We start from the raw sequence: 16,848 nt of genomic DNA, 5'->3' as shown, positions 1-16,848 counted from the left end.
CCGGGTACTGTGGGCGAGTGGACCCAGCCTCAGTTGTTGCTCCCTCGGCCCTGCTCTCCCGGCCAGGCGCAGTGCCCGGCGCGGGCGTTGACGCCGCCGTCGCTGCGCACTACGGCGACCCGATGCGTGAACAGCGCCTGCTTGGCGAGGGGTTGGCAGTCGTCGACCTGTCGCACCGCCCGGTGATCACCGTGTCCGGCCCGGACCGGCTCTCGTGGCTGCACTCTTTGACCACCCAGCACCTCACCGACCTCACCCCCCGGGTCGGTGTGGAATCCCTGGTGCTCAGTCCCAAGGGTCATATCGAGCATGCCCTGCACATCGTCGATGACGGGGAGCGCGCCTGGATCACCCTCGAACCCGGCACCGCCCCGGCTCTCGTTGACTGGCTGAACCGGATGCGGTTCATGCTGCGAGTCGAGGTGAGCGACGTCTCGGACTCCTACGCGGTTCTCGGGGAGCCGATCGGTGCACACTCCATCGGTTCCGAGCCGCTGGCCTGGGTGGATCCTTGGCCCGGCCCTGTGGGCGACACCGCGTTGTACGGCCCCGCGGAACACCCTGCTGCAGGCCGCGCCTGGCGCGAACTCATCGTTCCCCGCGCCGACCTCGTCGATGCCGTCGGTGACCGCCACCTCGCGGGGCTGTGGGCTGCCGACGCGGAGCGGGTCATGGCCTGGCGCCCACGCCTGGGTCTGGAGACTGATCACCGGACGATCCCGCACGAGGTGGATTGGCTGCGAACAGCGGTCCACCTGCACAAAGGCTGTTATCGCGGGCAGGAGACCATCGCTCGGGTGCACAACCTGGGTCGACCGCCTCGCCGCATCGTCTTCGCCCACCTCGACGGCTCGGGGCACGTGCTGCCCGATCCGGGCACGCCCCTGGTCGCCGGCGAGCGCGCGGTAGGGCGCCTCACCAGCGTGGCCAGGCACTTTGAAGAAGGACCGGTCGCGCTGGCGGTGGTCAAGCGGTCGCTGCCGCTGGAGCAGACCTTAGATGCCCAGGGTGTGGCGGTGGCGCAGACCGTCATCGTGGCGCCGTAACGGCCTGGGCCTGGCCGCCTATGGGCTGCGGTGTGCCATCTCACGTAGCCCCGCGGGCCTTCCCGGTTGCCGGGCGCTAACTACAGCAAGCACACTAGGGGTGTGTCCCGTCTAACTCCGCCGCTACCAGGCATGCGCGAACTGGGGGAGTACCTCCGAGAGCAACGCGAGCATGCCCAGTTGTCCGTGCGGCAGTTGTCGGCCATGGCAGGGGTCAGCAACCCCTACCTCTCCCAGATCGAGCGGGGGCTCAAAAAGCCCAGCGCCGAGATCCTGCAAGCGCTCGCCAAAGGTTTGCAGATTTCAGCTGAGAGTTTGTACGTCCGGGCAGGCCTGCTCGATGGCACGTCCGAGGCTGCCGGTCTCGACGTTCGGCAAGCGTTGAAGAACGACGTTTTCCTCACCGAACGGCAGCGGCGCCTGATGATCGATCTGTACGACTCCTTCGTCCCCGCAGACGCGATGGAGCTGGAGTCAGCGTTAGACCCGGGCGTGGATGCCGAGCAGGTGCCCGCCGACCACGAGTCAGGAGACGACCCATGCCCCTCATCAAGTCCTCCAAGCGTTCCGGCCAGCCGCGCCTCGCGCCGTTCTACGCGGCAGTCGGGGTGACCGACCGCGCCGTCGAGGCCCTCCGGGACCTGGGCGCTAAAGATGCCGACCCGAGTAACTCACCCGTCGCCGATCTGGCCAACGTGGTCCGAGGGGTCGTCGCGGTGCCCTCCCTGGCCGTGAACGGGGCACGTTCCCTCCTCGACGTCGGACAGGCTCAGTATGAGGAGTTCACCAAGCACGGCCAGAAGACGGTTCGCGAGGTGGTTTCTCCGGCGCGCCTGCTGGGTGGTCGGGGCTCCGGTCCGGTCGATGCCGAGACGGCCAAGAAAGAACGTGCGGCTCGCCGCCTGGCCCGTCAGGCTGGGACTACGGTCACCCGGGCCAGCACGACGCTGCGCAGTGTCCGCGAAGAGGCAGAGAACGTCGTCGATGCGGTGACCCACCCGGGGCCGATCCCGACCCGGAGCGACCGCTCCGGTGCCCAGGACACCTCGGATTCGAAATCCTCGCTGCCGACCCGCCCTCGTCGTCCACGTCGCCTTCCGGCCACCAGCGACCCGGCCGTGCGTTCGACGAACCCCACCGCCCCCGAGGAGAGCACCAACTCCCCGTCCTCGGGTGTCGAGGCGGGCGGGACCGCAGCCACCCAGAGCGCCCGAAAGAGCGCGGCCAAGAAGTCGGCAAGCGTCACCGCGTCTGAGGATGGACAGTCGCAGGTGAAGAAGGGCGCAGCTAAGAAGGCGGCCGTGCGTAAGTCCGCGGCCAAGAAGTCCGCGCCGCGCAAGGCGCCCGCGACGACCACTGTGGCAAAAGCGGCTGCGGTGGCCGCTACCCCGAGCATGCCCTCGGTGATCGAGGACTTGGTGGAAGGCTCTGCCTTCGGCGACCCGCAACCGAGCCCCATCGAGCAGCACGCCGAGAAGGACTCGGACCAGCAGTCCTGAGCTCTGGACCCAGCATCGAGGCCGCCCTGCGCTGGACGCGGGGCGGCCTCGACGCGTCCGGGGCAGGAGTGCAGTGCGCAGGTGAGGGCGAGCGCCAAGGGGCAGGTGCTTGCGTCGAGGGGAAAACATGTCGAAGGTGTGCTCTATGAGAGCGGTGCTGCAGCGGGTGGACGGGGCGCATGTCGATGTCGCTGGTGAGGTGGTGGGCCGAATCGAGGGCCCCGGCCTGGTGGCTCTGGTTGCGGCCACCCACGACGACGGGCCTGAGCAGGTAGCCGCGATGGTGCGCAAGATTGCGGAGTTACGGATCCTGCGCGACGAGCAGTCCGTGCTGGAAGCCGGCGCTGGGGTGCTGGTCGTCAGCCAGTTCACGCTGTACGGCCGCACGAAGAAGGGTCGACGCCCCTCATGGAGCGACGCGGCCCCCGGGCAGGTGGCCGAGCCGCTGGTGGCAGGGGTCGCCCAAGGCCTGCGGGAGCGGGGGATCGAGGTGGCCACCGGCTCCTTCGGGGCGGACATGCGAGTACACCTGGTGGGCGACGGCCCGGTGACGGTGCTGGTCGACGTCTAGGTCGTCCCCATCCTGGCCCCGTACTGTGGAGCCCATGAGTGTGCTCTACACCGTTCAGTCGTTCCTCGTACTCGCCCTGGGCGTGGCTGCGCTGGGGCTCGGGGCCTTCGCGTTCGTTGACGCCCTTCGCCATGACCCCCAGGCGTACGCCGTCGAGGGCAAACGCACCAAGACGTTCTGGTTGGTGCTGCTGGGGGTCAGCCTGGCGGTTCTCATCATCTCGGTGACCAATGTGCTCTCCTTCTTCGGGCTGATCGCCGTGGTCGCCTCGGGGGTCTACATGGCCGATGTCCGCCCGGCCCTGGCCCCGTACACCAAACGCAAGAACCAGAAGCGCATGGGTGGCTCCGGCCCACACGGCTCCTGGTGAGTCGGCTTCGGCTGCTGGAGAGTTCAGCAGGTTCGCTGGAATACCTCACCGTCGGCAGCGGTCTGCCGCACACCGTCTTCGGGCACGGCTTGGCCGGATCCATCCCGACCACCCGTCCCTTCGGTTCGGGGGTGCCCGGGTCGCGCACGTTCTTTCACTTCCGGGGACATGGCGCCTCGCACGCTCCCGAGGACGACTGGACCTACGCGGCGCTGGCCAGAGAGTTGGGCGCCGTGGCCGACCATGTCGGAGCGGATCGCGCGCTCGGGGTGAGTATGGGGGCGGGTGCGTTGTGTGCACTGCTCGCCGAGGAGCCGCAGCGGTTCGAGCGTTGCGTCTTCCTCCTGCCGGCCCTCATCGACCGTCCACGCACTGATGGGGCGCTCGAACGCTTGGTGCAGATGGCTGATTATGTGGACTGTGGTGATGAGGAAGCCGTGGCTGACCTGCTCAGCGCTGAGCAGCCGGAGCATGTAGCGGCTCGACCGGATGTGCAGGCGTGGGTCCGGCAGCAGGCGCGGGTGTTGGCGGGCACTCCGGTCTCGTGGGCCTTGCGGCATCTGCCGACGCAGGTGCCGCTGCGTGACCGCGGCGTTCTCGCCCGCGTCAGCGCACCTGTCCTCGTCATTGGGCAAGAGGGCGACGAGGCGCACCCCCACCGCATCGCGGTGGAGCTCGCGTCAGCGTTTCCTAACGCCGCCGTGGAGATCTTGCCGCCGGGAGGAGTGTTGTGGACGCATCGTGCTCACGTGCGCGCGCTCATCTCGACGTTCCTCGGCGCGCACTGAAGGAACCTACGCTCGCCGCGGCCGTCGCGTAGCTCGTCGAGGGTGTAGAGGTCATCGGTGAGCCACATGCAGCCCCAGGACTGCTGGCACGGGTTCTTCGTGATGAGGCCCGAATGCGCCTTGTCGCCGTCGAGCATCCGGCGCAGCTCTTCGGCGGCGGCGTAGGCCAGCGGTTTGCGGTGGGCGTACTCGGTGCGGGTGACCGGTTCGGCCACGGCGTAGACGGTGTGGGCGTGGCCGATGACCGGGGTCCTCCACGACGGCGTTGCGCGGGATTCGGTTAGACAGCGCCCTCAGCGTGGCGTCGTGGACGATGTGGACACGAGAAGGGTGCAGATCGCTTCCGGGTTGGCCTCCAGGTAGCTGTTTCGCTCCTGGTGCTGATGCCCGATAGACTCCGAGTCGATTGTCCAAGGGGGGGTCGGCGATCTCGCTGTACCCGGGGCAACGGCGTAGACCAGCGCGAGAGTGTCGGCTCGCCGCGCCACGACCGCCGCCCAGTCACGATCGCTGGGCCTTGCCAGGAGAGTGAGCATGAACGAGATCAACGACCGCCGCGACGATGTGTTCATCGAACAGCGGCCCTGGGGGAACTTCCAGAGCTTCGTCACCAACGAGAAGGTGACCGTCAAGATCATCACTGTTGAGCCGGGTCAGCGACTCTCCCTTCAGCGGCACCGGTTCCGGGCCGAGATGTGGCAAGTCCTGGACGATGCGCCGCTGGACATCACGGTCGATGAGCGCACCTGGACGGCCGAGCGCGGCGAGCAGATCTGGGTGCCGCTGGGTGCGGTGCACCGGATGGGCAACAGCGGAACCGTCGCTGGGCGCATCCTCGAAGTCGGGTTCGGCGATTTCGACGAGGATGACATCGAGCGCCTGGAGGACGACTACTCACGCTGAACATTGCACGATCCGGGCGCTGCTAGTTGAGCGCTGACCGGTTCGCGTTGACACCGCTGCACATCCCAGAGGGGTGTGCAGCGGTGTCGACTTTTTACGGGCTTAGCCGGCGAGGTGGGGGCCACGCCGCTGCAGGAAGCGCGTCAGGCGGCCTGGGCGGCGGGCCTGCTCCGGCGGGCGGAGTCCTTTGCGCCGGTGCGCTGTTCGTTCCTGGCGCCCCGAGGTGGCGGTCGTTCTGATCGCATCGACTCGGGCCGTCCGGGGGGCAGTACGCCGTCATGGCACGCCCTTACCCGCTGCGCCAATCGGGCCCCGCCCTGAGCGTGCAGAGGCGCTCATCACAAAGGGCGGACCCTTGACACCGCCCAGAACGGCTGCTTACTGTTCACGCAAGCAGTTTTGCTAATGCGCTTTATAGAACTGCCCTGCCGCGATCCGCGGCCGTGACGCAATGGAGCGAACGGAGAGTCAGATGGCGCAGCACCCCTTTACCCTCACGGGCAAAGTGACAGTCGTGACCGGCGGCAACCAGGGGATCGGCAAGTCCGTCGCCCGGACCCTGGCCGAGGCCGGTTCAGACATCGTCATCATTGACCTTGCCGAATCCACCCAGACCGCAGCCCAGATCGCCGAAGACTTCGGGGTTCGGGCGGCTGCGTATGTTTGTGACGTCACCCAGCCCGAGCAGGTCGCCGAGGTCATGAACGCGGCTGCGCAGAAGATGGGCACCCTGGATCACCTCTTCAACAACGCTGGAATTGTGCTGCACAAGCCGGCCCTGGAGCTCTCGCCGCAGGAGTGGCTCAAGGTCATCAACGTCAACCTCAATGGCGTCTTCTTCGTCGCTCAAGCCTTCGCCCGTTACCTCGTGGCTACAGGCAAACCCGGCAACATCGTCAACACTGCATCGATGTCGGGCACCATCGTCAATATTCCGCAGGCTCAGGCCTCCTACAACGCCTCTAAAGCCGCTGTTGTGCACCTGACGAAATCGTTGGGCGTGGAATGGGCGCAACACGGCATCCGTGTCAACAGCATCAGCCCCGGCTACATCGCCACTGAACTGATCGGCGATGTGCGCGAGGACTGGAAACGCCAGTGGATCGAGGCCATTCCCTTCCAGCGGATGGGCACCCCCGAAGAACTCGGCGGGGCGGTCTTGTATTTGCTCTCGGACGCTGCCACCTATACCTCGGGCTGCGACCTCATCATCGACGGGCTATTCACCACAGTGTGATCAATCCGGTGCAGACGCGGCCGGAGAGCCCCTGCACTGCCGTCATCACCTCTGCTGGGCGACCCCTGGCCACAACTGGCCCCTCCCTCATCTTTGCGACGCCGAATCTACGCGGCAGCCGCTCCCCAGGCATACCCGTGGTGCCTTATGCGGCGTTGATGCGCCACTTGCCTCTGGTTCCACGTTTAACCCCATGAAAGGCACTCCCATGAGTAAGAAAATCGCGTCCATCCTCTCGATCGGTGCGCTCATCCTCACCGCCAGCGCTTGCGGTAACGCCGAGGGCGGCGCTGACGGGGCCGGCGCCTCCGGCGGCTCTGAGAAGGCCGGCACCATCTGGTACTCCACCAAGAACTCCACCGAAAAGGTGCATGTTGCCATGGCTGAGGGTGTCACCCAGGCCGCGAAGGACCTGGGCTACGAAAGCCAGGTTCTCGTCGCCGAGGCCGACGCATCGAAACAGAACAACCAGCTCAACAACCTGGTCATGAACATGTCTCCGAAGGCCATGGTCGTCAACCCCTACGACAGCGACAGCGTCGCGGATGTCCTCGGGCGGGCGAAGGAAGCAAAGATCCCCTTTGCCGTGATCGACAACAAGGCGAACAACGTGGAAGCCGATGTGTCGGTACTCTTCGACTCCATCAAGTCAGGCGAAGCTGCGGGTGAGCAGGCCGTGGAGATCCTCAAGGAGAAGTACGGCTCGCCCAAGGGGACCGTGGTCAACCTGTACGGCGAGGTCGTCTCCCAGGTCTTCAAGGAGCGCTCGAAGGGATTCGAAGACACCATCAAGAAGTACCCCGAGATCAAGCTGATTTCGGTTCTCGGTGCACCTCAGGCCGACAAAGCCACGAGCGCACTGAACAACGTTCTTGCTGACGTCAAGTCCTCCGGTGGCACTGTCGATCTGGTCAACACCCCGACAGACACCGCCACGCTCGGTGTCATCGAGTCCCTGAAGACGAACAACATGTGGAAGAAGGTCGACGAGAAGGGCCACGTCGCGGTCATCTCCCACGACGGCCTCGGCGACATCCTCAAGCTGGTCGAAGAGGGCTACATCGACAACGAAGTCGTCATCGACGTCTACGGTGTCGGCGGTATCGCCACCGAAGTGCTCAACGAGTACCCGCTGCAGGGCAAGCCGGTGCCGACCTCTGGCACCTTCACGCCCAAGGGCGAGTACCTCAACAAGTCTGTCGAATTCAGCACCAGCGATGTGGGCACGACCATCATGCTCGCGCCGATCGTCGTCGACGCCAAGACGGCCAACAACCCGCTCATCTGGGGAAACGCCAGCTGACTCGCCGGATCGAAGGGTGCGCTCAGCTCAAGCTGAGCGCACCCTTCGGGGAGGAATATCATGTCCGAGCACATCCCGTTGTTGCGCGTGCGCAGCGTCTCCAAAGTATTCGGCGCCACGTCTGCCTTGCAGGACATCACTCTTGACGTCGAGGCAGGAACGATCCACTCGCTACTGGGGCGGAACGGCGCCGGTAAATCCACCCTTGTGAATATCATCGCGGGAATCTACCCGCCCACCGAGGGGGAGGTTCTGTTCGACGGGAAAGACATCCGCCAACTGAACATCTTCGAGCGGCAAGAGCGCGGCATTCGGTTGGTGCCCCAGCATGAGAACTCCTTTCCGTTGCTCACTGTCGCCGAGAACATCTTCGTCGGAGTGCTCCCTCGGAAAAACGGTTTCGTCGACTGGAAACAGGTGCACGCTCGGGCGGCGGAAGAACTGGCTCGCTACGGGCTGCACGTCAATCCCTCAGCGCTGGTCAGCGAGATCAGCTCCATTGATGCTCGGAAGCTCAACATCATTCGGGCAATGCAGGGCGGGGCCAAGCTCATCATCTTGGATGAGCCCACGACCGCGCTGACCAACAGGGAGCGTGAGGAACTTTTTGAGTTCGTCGATGCTCTCAAGCGCACCGGAACCGCCTTCATCTTCATCTCGCACTACCTGAGCGAGGTCCTGCAACTCTCCGACGGAATCACCGTGTTGCGGGATGGGAACATGTTCCCGGTAGAGAACCTGGCCACGGTCAGCGAGGTCGACCTGGCAAATCTGGTCGCTGGGCACGATGTGGAATTGCTACACCGCACGCCGATGTCGGCCGAGGCGGGCGAAGTGCTTATGCGGGTTCAGAACTTGTGTGCACCCGACGTACAGGATGTCAGCTTGGACATCCGCAAGGGCGAGGTCATCGGAATCGTGGGCTTCCCGCGTTCGGGTGCCCGTGAATTCTGTCGCACGCTTTTCGGACTTGAGCGCATCGAGAGCGGAACGCTGGAGTTGGACGGCCGGCGGCTTCGCCTGTCGAGCCCCCGAGATGCCCTTGACCAGGGCATCGCCTACATCTCGTTTGATCGGCATCGAGAAGGGGTGATCCCGGTCTTCGACGTGAACGAGAACCTCACGATCAGCATCGTTCCCACCGTTTTGAAGAGGCCCTTCGGGTTCCTGGACAGAGGCAAGCAGCGGGCAGTTTCGATGTCCCTTCGCGATGAGCTCAACATCAAGAGTAACTCCATTTTTGCGCCGATCGACAGCCTATCCGGAGGGAACCAGCAGAAGGTGATCGTGGCCCGATTGCTAGCTGCCGAGCCACGGCTGGTGATCCTGGACGAACCCACCATCGGCATTGATATCAAAAGTCGCGAAGAGATCATCACGAAGGTCGATCAGCTCACAAAAAACGACCTTAGTGCGCTCTATCTGACCAACGACTATGAAGAGCTGCTGCGCGTGGCTGATCGGCTGGCGATCTTCGATCACGGCAGGCTGGTCATGTTGTTGGATAATACCCCTGAGCTGACCATTGAGAAGCTTACCGAACTGCGTGACCAGGCTAAGGAAGAGGTCCACCCGTGAAGCAGCAAATGACCGCGAGGCGCGCCGTTGACTTCGCAATGGACAATGTGGTGTGGATTCTGCTCATAGCGGCTATCGGCATCATGGGGATATTCCGTCCCTCCTTCTACTCCGCGGGGATTCTCACGAACATCCTCATCCAGGGAACCGTGCTGGGGTTGCTCGCCATCTCCATCTCGATGATCATCGTGCTGGGCGACATCAACCTGTCGACGGTAGGTACGGCTGGTTTTTCGGCGCTCATCGGCATTCAATTCATGAAACTAGGGTTGCCGGTCTTCTTGGCCATCCTGGTAATCATCGCCGTCGGCGGCCTGGTCGGCCTGGTCAACGGCCTCATCATCACCAAGCTGCGCGCTAATTCCTTGATCACCACATTGGCCGTCAATATCGTGCTGCAAGGCGCCGTTTTGGCGCTCACCAAGGGCGCCTCGATCACTAACCTGCCGGACTCGTACAAATTCGTCAGTCAGGGGCGCATCGGAGGCTTTCCTCTGCTGCCGGTTGTTCTGGTGGTGTTCTTCGCCATCTTCCACGTCATCTGGACGCGCACATCCTTCGGCCGGGCGCTCTTCGCCGTGGGTGGCAACCCGCGTGCTGCCTACGTGGCCGGTATCGGTGTGGACCGGATCAAGCTGTGGGCGTACGTCATCTCGGGCCTGCTCTCCGGTGTCGCAGGATGGTTGCTGTCCGGCTACATGGGCGCCATGACGGCTTCTTTCGGCACGACCTACGAGATGCAGGTGATCGCGGCAGCGGTGATCGGCGGCGTCAGCCTCACCGGCGGTAAGGGCTCCATGATCGGTGTGCTGGCAGGAACGCTGTTGCTGACTGTCATCCAGGTCGGCCTGGCCATCCTGGGTATCCAGTCCACGTTGATCACCCTGGCAGGCGGGCTCATGATCGCCGTGGCGGTCCTGATCGATGCGCTGCGGAACCTCTACTACGCACGGGGGCACTGAACACGTCATGCGCACTTTTCTCGGGATCGACGTCGGCACTTCCAGCACCAAGGGAGTCATTGCCGACGAGAGCGGCGCCATCCTTGCCCAGGCGGTCCGCCGACACGACATCGCCCGCCCCCACCCCGGCTGGGCCGAGATGGACGCGACAGTGTGGTGGGAGGAGTTCGTCTCACTCACCCGCGAGCTTCTCGAAGCCACCGGGGTGGTCCCGGATGGTGTCGGTGTCAGCGGGATGGGCCCATGCGTCCTCATCACCGACGAGCACGACCGGCCGCTGCGCCCAGCGATCCTGTACGGCGTGGACACTCGAGCGGTGAGCCAGATCCGCTCCCTGGAGGAGGAGCTGGGTCGGGAGGAGGTGCTGCAACGCGCTGGGTCGCTGCTGAGCACCCAAGCGGTCGGGCCGAAACTGGAATGGTTGCATCAGGTCGAGCCGGACTCGTTCGACAAGGCGCGGCGGTTGTACATGCCGGCCAGCTTCCTGGTGCGCCACCTGACCGGGGAATACACCCTGGATCATCAATCGGCCAGCCAATCGGTCCCGCTGTATGACGGGCTCGCCCGCGACTGGTACCACCCGTGGGCCGAGCGCATCGCTCCGCAACTGGAACTGCCGCGGCTGGGTTGGGCCGATGAGATCGCCGGGCAGGTGCGCCGATCAGCTGCCACCGAGACCGGGCTTGCGGCGGGCACCCCGGTGGTGTTCGGCACGATCGACGCTTGGACCGAAGCGGTCAGCGTCGACGCCCACGGTGTCGGCGACCTCATGCTCATGTATGGCACCACGATGTTCATGGTGAACACGGTGGCGGACCGGGTCGTGCACCCGGCGTTGTGGAGCACGATCGGCGCGCTGCCGGAGACGCGGAACCTCGCCGCAGGGATGGCGACCTCCGGGGCAGTGACCAACTGGATGCAGGGGATTTTCGGCGGCCCCGGTTTCGATCAGTTGACCGAGGCTGCGGCTGCCTCCCCGCCGGGTGCAAACGGACTGCTGTGCCTGCCGTACTTCTCCGGTGAGCGAACCCCGATCGCCGACCCGGCAGCACGCGGTGTTCTCATCGGTCTGACCACCTCGCACAGCCAGGGCGACCTGTACCGTGCTGCCCTCGAAGGCACCGCGATGGGGGTGCGTCACAACATCGAGGCTTTCCGTGCCGCAGGCAGCGTCATCGAACGTGTGGTTGCCGTCGGCGGTGGCCTCACCGGCGGGCTGTGGGCACAGATCGTCAGCGACGTGGCCGGGGTAGACCAGATCATTCCGACCAGCACGATCGGCGCCAGTTACGGTGCTGCCCTGTTGGTGGCCCGGCCACTGGTCGGGGCCACCGCTTCGCAGTGGAACCCGCCCGCGCAGGTACTGACGCCACGCGTGCAGCTGCGGGAGCGCTACGACGAGCTGTTCGGGATGTACCAGCGTCTCTACCCGGCGACGGCCGACATCCAGCACAGCCTGGCCGCGATGCAGAGCGGCGGCTAGGCAGCGCGTGGTTCGCTGACGGCGTGCAGCGGCACTCTGGGCCGCTGCACGCCGTGCCCGGTTGGGTGAGCACCCCCGATGGCATACTGTCGGCACACATCGTGCGGCCGGCGACCGCGGGCCGACTGGAAGGTTTGTTCGTGGCTTCGACGGCTGGCACCGGGACTCGTTCAGAGACGCGCCGGGTCGTGTACAGCTTCATCCACGAACAGGGGATGGCGACCAAGCAGGACATCGCCTCGGCGCTCTCGTTGAGTCTGCCCACGGTGAGCAAGTACCTCAGTCACTTCTTGGCATGCGGCTTCATCGAGAAGAAAGCAAAGCTGGCATCCGGCGAACACGGCGGTCGTAGCCCGGTCGCCTATGCCTGCATTCCACATGCCCGCTATGCGATCGGGTTGGACATCAACGCGGCACGGGTGAGTGCCGTGGTGATCACCTTGGACCAAGAGGTCGTTCACCGCAGGCGCACCGTCCGACGATTCGAGCGCACCCCCGAATACCTACGCTTCCTGGGCGCCGAGGTGGAGGAGCTGGTCCGCGAGTCTGGAGTGGATCGCTGCGCCATCCTCGGCGTGGGTATCGCAATCCCGGGCCTGGTGAGTGCGCGCACCGGAGAAGTGTTCTACGGCAAGGTCATCGACGTCCTCGGCATGAGTGCTGCCGACTTCGGCGCGCACCTGGAATTCCCGTGCCATCTCGCCCACGACTCCGACGCGGCCGGGCTCGCCGAGTTCTGGGGCCGCGGCGCGAACTCGAATGCTTTCTACATCAGCCTGGGAAACAGTGTCGGCGGATCGGTGCTGCTGGGGGGAGAGATCTATAGCGGTGACGGTGTAGCCGGGGAAGTCGGACATCTACTCGTCGTCCCAGGCGGGAAGCGCTGCTATTGCGGGCAGCGCGGCTGCCTCGACCCGTACTGCAACGCCACGGTCCTCAGCGCAATGGCTGATGGGTCGGTGGACAATTTCTTCCTCCTCCTTGATTCCGGTGACGCAAAAGCGGAGGCGGTGTGGGAGAAGTACACCGACATCCTGGCGGGCGCCCTGCACGACATCCGCACCATCTTCGGCTGCCGAATCATTCTGGGTGGGGACGTCGGAGTCCACCTCGCCGGTCGGTTGGCCCCGCTGGAGGCCAAGGTGGACGCGCTGAGCTTCCGCGAGGACCCCGCTGCGGACTACCTCCAAGCCTGCCGACATCGCACGGAGAGCATCGCCACCGGGGCAGCTCTGCATTTCGTTGATCAGTTTCGGCATGACCCTGGAGCTCCGGAGGTCACTCGCGTCGTAAGACGCTGAGCGCGTCGGTTGTGACCACCGCGGACTCGCACGTAGCGAGCGTCCCCGATGCTGGACGGCTCAGATGCTGCTGCCGGAACGGGGTGCCACTGCCTCCCATGCGAAGCTCACCTCGCCGAGTCGCCACCGTTGCGGGCCGGTGAGTACCGGGAAACCCCGCTGCTTGAGCTCCCGCACCGAGGCCATGAAGCGCTGACGCTGCCCGAATGAGGCATGCGGTGCACAGCGTTCCCAGGCCTCATCCCAGGCCCGGAACAACGCGTACACCGGTTCACCGGGAACATTGCGGTGGATGAGCGCCTTCGGTAGCCGTTCGACCACAGCCGAGGGGGTGGGCAGCGAGCCCAGGTGCAGCGAGACCGTCAGCGAGTGCGGTCCCTGCGGGCGCAGCTCGATCCAGGCGTGTCGCCGTCCGACCTCATCGCAGGTTCCGTCTACCACCAGCCCGCCTGGCCGCAGGGCTGCGCAGAGCCGCTGCCATGCGGACGGTACCTGCGCTTCGTCATACTGGCGCAGCACGTTGGAGGCGCGAATCACGCTCGCCGGGCGCCCCGGCAAGACCTCGAACCCGCCATGGCGGAACGACAGCCCCGGCCGCTGCAGCGGCGTCGCGGCGCGCACGCGGTCCGGGTCGATCTCCAGCCCCACGACCTGAACATCGGGGCGTACCGCCCTGAGCCGCTCGAACAGCTCCAACGTGGTCACCGGGGAAGCCCCGAATCCGAGGTCCACGACGACCGGCGGCTCCACCGGATCCAACAGCACCGCTGATCGCTGACCGGTCAGCCAGCGATCGATTCGACGCAGCCGGTTTGGCGCTGTCGTGCCTCGGGTAACGACCCCTACCGGCCGTTGTGCTCTCACCTGCTCAGCCTAAGAACGGACCGGCTGGCCCGGGGCGTGGGGTGGCGCAATCGTGGGCGAAGATGGAGCACCGGCGCAGGCGCCCGGCACTGGCGAAGAACGGACACCACTATGACGTTGCCGCATCTTGGGCGGGTGGCGATGATCACCGTCCACACCTCTCCGTTGGAACGTCCCGGCACCGGAGATGCCGGTGGTCTGAACGTGTACGTCGTAGAGGTGGCGCGGTCTCTGGCCGCACGGGGGATCGACGTGGAGCTGTTCACGCGCGCAACCAGCAGCGAGCTGCCCGAGATCGTGCAGATCGAACCCGGTGTGCGGGTGCGTCATGTCGTTGCGGGCCCCTATGACGGTCTGCGCAAAGAAGACCTACCGGGGCAGTTGTGCGCCTTCGCCGCCGGGGTCATGCGTGCGGTCGCCAGAGCTCCAGAGGGTTGGTACGACGTTGTCCACTCCCACTACTGGCTCTCCGGCCAGGTCGGATGGCTGGCTGCGGAGCGCTGGCAGGTGCCGTTGGTGCACACCATGCACACCATGGCCCGCGTCAAGAATGCCGCCCTGGCTCAGGACGACTCCCCGGAACCGCCGGGCCGGGAGATCGGCGAGGTGCAGGTGGTGGAGGCCGCCGACCGGCTCGTGGCCAATACCGACACCGAGGCGCGCGAACTCATCCAGCTCTACGGCGCTGACCCCGACCGGGTCCGGGTGGTCAACCCCGGAGTCGACCTGGAGGTGTTCTGCCCGGGCGACCAGCTTGCTGCGCGGCGCGAGGTCGGGGTGGACCCGGAGGCGTTGCTGCTCGTCTTCGTCGGGCGGATCCAGCCGTTGAAGGCCCCCGACCTGCTGATCAAGGCGGCGGCTGACCTGGTGTCCCGGCGCCCCGATCTGCGGCCCCGGGTGCGCGTGGCGATCCTGGGCGGGCCGAGTGGGTCCGGGCTCAGCCGTCCCGAAATCCTGGAAGAGCTCGCGCACCAGTTGGGAGTCAGCGACCTGGTGACATTTTCCCCGCCCACGAGCAGGCGACTGCTTGCGCAGTGGTATCGCAGCGCCGACCTGGTCGCGGTGCCCTCACACAACGAGTCCTTCGGGTTGGTTGCGATCGAGGCCCAGGCTTGCGGCACTCCGGTGCTGGCGGCTGACGTCGGTGGGCTTCCGGTCGCCGTCAAGGGTGGGGTGCTGGTGGCGGACCATGATCCGGCCACCTGGAGCCGAGCCATCGAGGAACTCCTGGATGACCCGGCGCGTCGGGCGGAGCTGGGAGCGAACGGGGTTCGGCACGCGGCCGGATTCTCCTGGGATCGAACTGCCGATGAGCTGGTCACCGTCTACCGTGAGGCGATGGCCTCGCGCCGCCCGGAGCGCCATAGCGAGCAGGCGCCCGGCGGCACAGCTGATGGTGAGACGAAGGAGCGGATATGAACAGGGAGCAACAAGCCGCGATCGAAGCGATCACCGCCTTTGCCGCTGAGCAGGACCTACCGATGGAGGAAGGAGCCCGCGCCGGCGAATACATCATCTCCCTGCCCGGCGAGAACAAGCTCCGCACCCCGTGCTCGTTCCTCGTCGGGGAGCGCGCGATGTCGGTATCGGCATTCGTCATCCGACGGCCCGACGAGAACGCGGTCGAGGTCTACCGGTTCCTGCTACGGCGCAACATGCGCACCCCCGGTCTGGCCTACTCCATCGATGAATCCGGCGACGTCTACGTGACCGGCAGGGTGCCGCTGAAGGCTGTCGACGCCGAGTATCTCGATCATCTCTTCGGGGTGCTGCTGCAGAGCACCGACGGTGCCTTCAACGAGTTGCTGCTGTTGGGGTTCCTACAGTCGATGAAACGCGAGTGGCAGTGGCGTGTCTCGCGGCGTGAGTCACTGCGTAACTTGGAGCCCTTCCGGGATGTCCTGGGCCGTGACGCCAGCGAGGAGATCCTGCCCTACTTCGAGGACGAAGAGTTCGTTCACCTGGACGCCGGCGAGGACATCAGTGCAATCGCAGACGAGCCCATCGCCCAGGAATCTGACATCGCAACCGAGGGTGGGGGACCGATGGGTGAGGCATTCGTCGAAGACAACGCGGACTGTGCGCAGAGCGGCAGGTTGCCGACGGCCAGTGAGATCGCCAAGGGTTGGAACGGGGGCGACACGGCGGATGCCTCGGGGTCATAGAGTGGGCTCATGACTTACACCCTCGTGCTGCTACGCCACGGCGAAAGCCAGTGGAACGCCAAGAACCTGTTCACCGGTTGGGTGGACGTGGACCTGTCTGAGAAGGGCCGCACGGAGGCCGTGCGGGGCGGCAAGCTCCTAGCTGAAAAGGGAGTCCTGCCTGACATCCTGCACACCTCGCTGTTGCGCCGCGCGATCACCACGGCCAACCTGGCGATGGACGCCGCAGACCGTCACTGGATCCCGGTCAAGCGCTCCTGGCGCCTCAACGAGCGCCACTACGGGGCGCTCCAGGGCAAGGACAAGAAGCAGACAAAGGAAGAGTTCGGCGAGGAGCAGTTCATGCTCTGGCGCCGTTCCTACGACACCCCGCCGCCGCCCCTGCCGGCCGATGACGAGTTCAGCCAGGCCAACGATGTCCGTTACGCCGACATCGACGGCGAGAACCCCGACACCGAGTGCCTGAAGGACGTCGTCAAGCGTCTCCTGCCGTACTGGGAAGAGCAGATCGTCCCGGACCTGAAGGCAGGCAAGGTCGTCTGCGTCGCCGCTCACGGCAACTCGCTGCGAGCCCTGGTGAAGCACCTGGACGGCATCGGTGACGACGCCATCGCCGGTCTGAACATTCCCACCGGCATCCCGCTGGTGTACGAACTGGACGATGACTTCAAGCCGGTCACCCCCGGCGGCACCTACCTGGACCCCGATGCAGCCAAGGACGCGATCGCCGCGGTCGCCAACCAAGGCCGCTGAACCGCACCCCGCACAGCTCGCAGAA

The 16,848-nt window shown here is 65.4% G+C and carries 18 protein-coding genes; 16 read left to right on the top strand and 2 right to left on the bottom strand.

Annotation, left to right across the window (positions count from 1 at the left end):
* The first annotated feature begins 17 nt into the window (after positions 1–17).
* From ygfZ to G9V96_RS06700, 6 genes are all read left to right on the top strand, one after another.
* A complete protein-coding gene (ygfZ, locus tag G9V96_RS06725; RefSeq protein ID WP_226913556.1) occupies positions 18–1,046 on the top strand; it encodes a CAF17-like 4Fe-4S cluster assembly/insertion protein YgfZ in 1,029 nt (342 codons plus the stop codon).
* 102 nt (positions 1,047–1,148) lie between these two features.
* Entirely contained in the window at positions 1,149–1,658 is a 510-nt protein-coding gene (locus G9V96_RS06720; protein ID WP_226913555.1) for a helix-turn-helix domain-containing protein, read from the top strand.
* Positions 1,586–2,545: a hypothetical protein gene (locus G9V96_RS06715; protein WP_168582347.1), complete on the top strand. Its 960-nt coding sequence runs from the start codon at positions 1,586–1,588 to the stop codon at positions 2,543–2,545. The genes G9V96_RS06720 and G9V96_RS06715 overlap by 73 nt, the downstream gene beginning before the upstream one ends.
* A 145-nt stretch (positions 2,546–2,690) precedes the next feature.
* Complete coding sequence (gene dtd, locus G9V96_RS06710; protein ID WP_168582346.1) at positions 2,691–3,116, top strand: D-aminoacyl-tRNA deacylase; 426 nt, start codon at positions 2,691–2,693, stop codon at positions 3,114–3,116.
* Positions 3,117–3,150: 34 nt separating this feature from the next.
* The gene (locus G9V96_RS06705; RefSeq protein ID WP_168582345.1) at positions 3,151–3,486 is read left to right on the top strand and encodes a DUF2516 family protein; all 336 of its coding nucleotides are present in this window, start codon (positions 3,151–3,153) and stop codon (positions 3,484–3,486) included.
* Positions 3,483–4,274, top strand: a complete 792-nt coding sequence (locus G9V96_RS06700; protein WP_226913552.1) for an alpha/beta fold hydrolase — start codon at positions 3,483–3,485, stop codon at positions 4,272–4,274. The genes G9V96_RS06705 and G9V96_RS06700 overlap by 4 nt, the downstream gene beginning before the upstream one ends.
* Here the strand turns inward: G9V96_RS06700 and G9V96_RS06695 are convergent.
* Positions 4,232–4,516: a replication initiation protein gene (locus G9V96_RS06695; RefSeq protein WP_168583881.1), complete on the bottom strand. Its 285-nt coding sequence runs from the start codon at positions 4,514–4,516 to the stop codon at positions 4,232–4,234. The two genes, G9V96_RS06700 and G9V96_RS06695, sit on opposite strands and share 43 nt — an antisense overlap.
* Before the next feature lie 292 nt (positions 4,517–4,808).
* Between G9V96_RS06695 and G9V96_RS06690 the strand changes: the two genes are divergently transcribed.
* The 7 genes from G9V96_RS06690 (at position 4,809) to G9V96_RS06660 (ending at position 13,041) form a co-directional block, all read left to right on the top strand.
* Positions 4,809–5,177, top strand: a complete 369-nt coding sequence (locus G9V96_RS06690) for a phosphomannose isomerase type II C-terminal cupin domain (protein ID WP_168582344.1) — start codon at positions 4,809–4,811, stop codon at positions 5,175–5,177.
* 514 nt (positions 5,178–5,691) lie between these two features.
* Positions 5,692–6,414, top strand: a complete 723-nt coding sequence (locus G9V96_RS06685; RefSeq protein ID WP_210424479.1) for an SDR family oxidoreductase — start codon at positions 5,692–5,694, stop codon at positions 6,412–6,414.
* A gap of 208 nt (positions 6,415–6,622) precedes the next feature.
* On the top strand, positions 6,623–7,717 hold the full coding sequence (locus G9V96_RS06680; protein ID WP_168582342.1) for a sugar ABC transporter substrate-binding protein: 1,095 nt from the start codon (positions 6,623–6,625) through the stop codon (positions 7,715–7,717).
* 60 nt (positions 7,718–7,777) lie between these two features.
* A complete protein-coding gene (locus tag G9V96_RS06675; RefSeq protein ID WP_168582341.1) occupies positions 7,778–9,295 on the top strand; it encodes a sugar ABC transporter ATP-binding protein in 1,518 nt (505 codons plus the stop codon).
* Positions 9,292–10,257 (top strand): ABC transporter permease, encoded by a 966-nt coding sequence (locus G9V96_RS06670; RefSeq protein ID WP_168582340.1) that lies wholly within the window; start codon positions 9,292–9,294, stop codon positions 10,255–10,257. The genes G9V96_RS06675 and G9V96_RS06670 overlap by 4 nt, the downstream gene beginning before the upstream one ends.
* Before the next feature lie 7 nt (positions 10,258–10,264).
* Positions 10,265–11,740: an FGGY-family carbohydrate kinase gene (locus tag G9V96_RS06665; RefSeq protein ID WP_168582339.1), complete on the top strand. Its 1,476-nt coding sequence runs from the start codon at positions 10,265–10,267 to the stop codon at positions 11,738–11,740.
* Positions 11,741–11,880: 140 nt separating this feature from the next.
* Positions 11,881–13,041, top strand: a complete 1,161-nt coding sequence (locus G9V96_RS06660; RefSeq protein ID WP_168582338.1) for an ROK family transcriptional regulator — start codon at positions 11,881–11,883, stop codon at positions 13,039–13,041.
* Positions 13,042–13,101: 60 nt separating this feature from the next.
* Here the strand turns inward: G9V96_RS06660 and G9V96_RS06655 are convergent, their stop codons facing one another.
* Positions 13,102–13,905: a class I SAM-dependent methyltransferase gene (locus G9V96_RS06655; RefSeq protein WP_168582337.1), complete on the bottom strand. Its 804-nt coding sequence runs from the start codon at positions 13,903–13,905 to the stop codon at positions 13,102–13,104.
* A gap of 111 nt (positions 13,906–14,016) precedes the next feature.
* On the opposite strand from G9V96_RS06655, the gene mshA reads away from it, so the two are divergent.
* Genes mshA through G9V96_RS06640 form a run of 3 tightly spaced genes read left to right on the top strand, consistent with a single transcriptional unit; the run spans position 14,017 to position 16,823 of the window.
* On the top strand, positions 14,017–15,324 hold the full coding sequence (gene mshA / locus G9V96_RS06650) for a D-inositol-3-phosphate glycosyltransferase (protein WP_210424478.1): 1,308 nt from the start codon (positions 14,017–14,019) through the stop codon (positions 15,322–15,324).
* Positions 15,321–16,070 carry a type III secretion system chaperone family protein gene (locus G9V96_RS06645; protein ID WP_168582336.1) on the top strand — a complete coding sequence of 250 codons (750 nt, stop codon included), beginning with the start codon at positions 15,321–15,323 and terminating at the stop codon, positions 16,068–16,070. Before mshA ends, G9V96_RS06645 begins: the two co-directional genes overlap by 4 nt.
* Before the next feature lie 9 nt (positions 16,071–16,079).
* On the top strand, positions 16,080–16,823 hold the full coding sequence (locus G9V96_RS06640; RefSeq protein ID WP_168582335.1) for a phosphoglyceromutase: 744 nt from the start codon (positions 16,080–16,082) through the stop codon (positions 16,821–16,823).
* The last annotated feature ends 25 nt before the right edge of the window (positions 16,824–16,848 follow it).

The organism is Gephyromycinifex aptenodytis (assembly GCF_012277275.1).
In the GTDB taxonomy this organism is placed as follows: Bacteria; Actinomycetota; Actinomycetes; order Actinomycetales; family Dermatophilaceae; genus Gephyromycinifex; species Gephyromycinifex aptenodytis.
Note: the sequence above shows the minus strand (reverse complement) of the source record. Positions and strands in the feature narration are given on the sequence as shown.

Excerpts from the sequence above, each read along its gene's own strand:
- G9V96_RS06715 (WP_168582347.1), top strand. The coding sequence starts at position 1,586 with ATGCCCCTCATCAAGTCCTCCAAGCGTTCCGGCCAGCCGCGCCTCGCG.
- dtd (WP_168582346.1), top strand. The coding sequence starts at position 2,691 with ATGAGAGCGGTGCTGCAGCGGGTGGACGGGGCGCATGTCGATGTCGCT.
- G9V96_RS06705 (WP_168582345.1), top strand. The coding sequence starts at position 3,151 with ATGAGTGTGCTCTACACCGTTCAGTCGTTCCTCGTACTCGCCCTGGGC.
- G9V96_RS06690 (WP_168582344.1), top strand. The coding sequence starts at position 4,809 with ATGAACGAGATCAACGACCGCCGCGACGATGTGTTCATCGAACAGCGG.
- G9V96_RS06680 (WP_168582342.1), top strand. The coding sequence starts at position 6,623 with ATGAGTAAGAAAATCGCGTCCATCCTCTCGATCGGTGCGCTCATCCTC.
- G9V96_RS06675 (WP_168582341.1), top strand. The coding sequence starts at position 7,778 with ATGTCCGAGCACATCCCGTTGTTGCGCGTGCGCAGCGTCTCCAAAGTA.
- G9V96_RS06665 (WP_168582339.1), top strand. The coding sequence starts at position 10,265 with ATGCGCACTTTTCTCGGGATCGACGTCGGCACTTCCAGCACCAAGGGA.
- mshA (WP_210424478.1), top strand. The coding sequence starts at position 14,017 with ATGACGTTGCCGCATCTTGGGCGGGTGGCGATGATCACCGTCCACACC.
- G9V96_RS06645 (WP_168582336.1), top strand. The coding sequence starts at position 15,321 with ATGAACAGGGAGCAACAAGCCGCGATCGAAGCGATCACCGCCTTTGCC.
- G9V96_RS06640 (WP_168582335.1), top strand. The coding sequence starts at position 16,080 with ATGACTTACACCCTCGTGCTGCTACGCCACGGCGAAAGCCAGTGGAAC.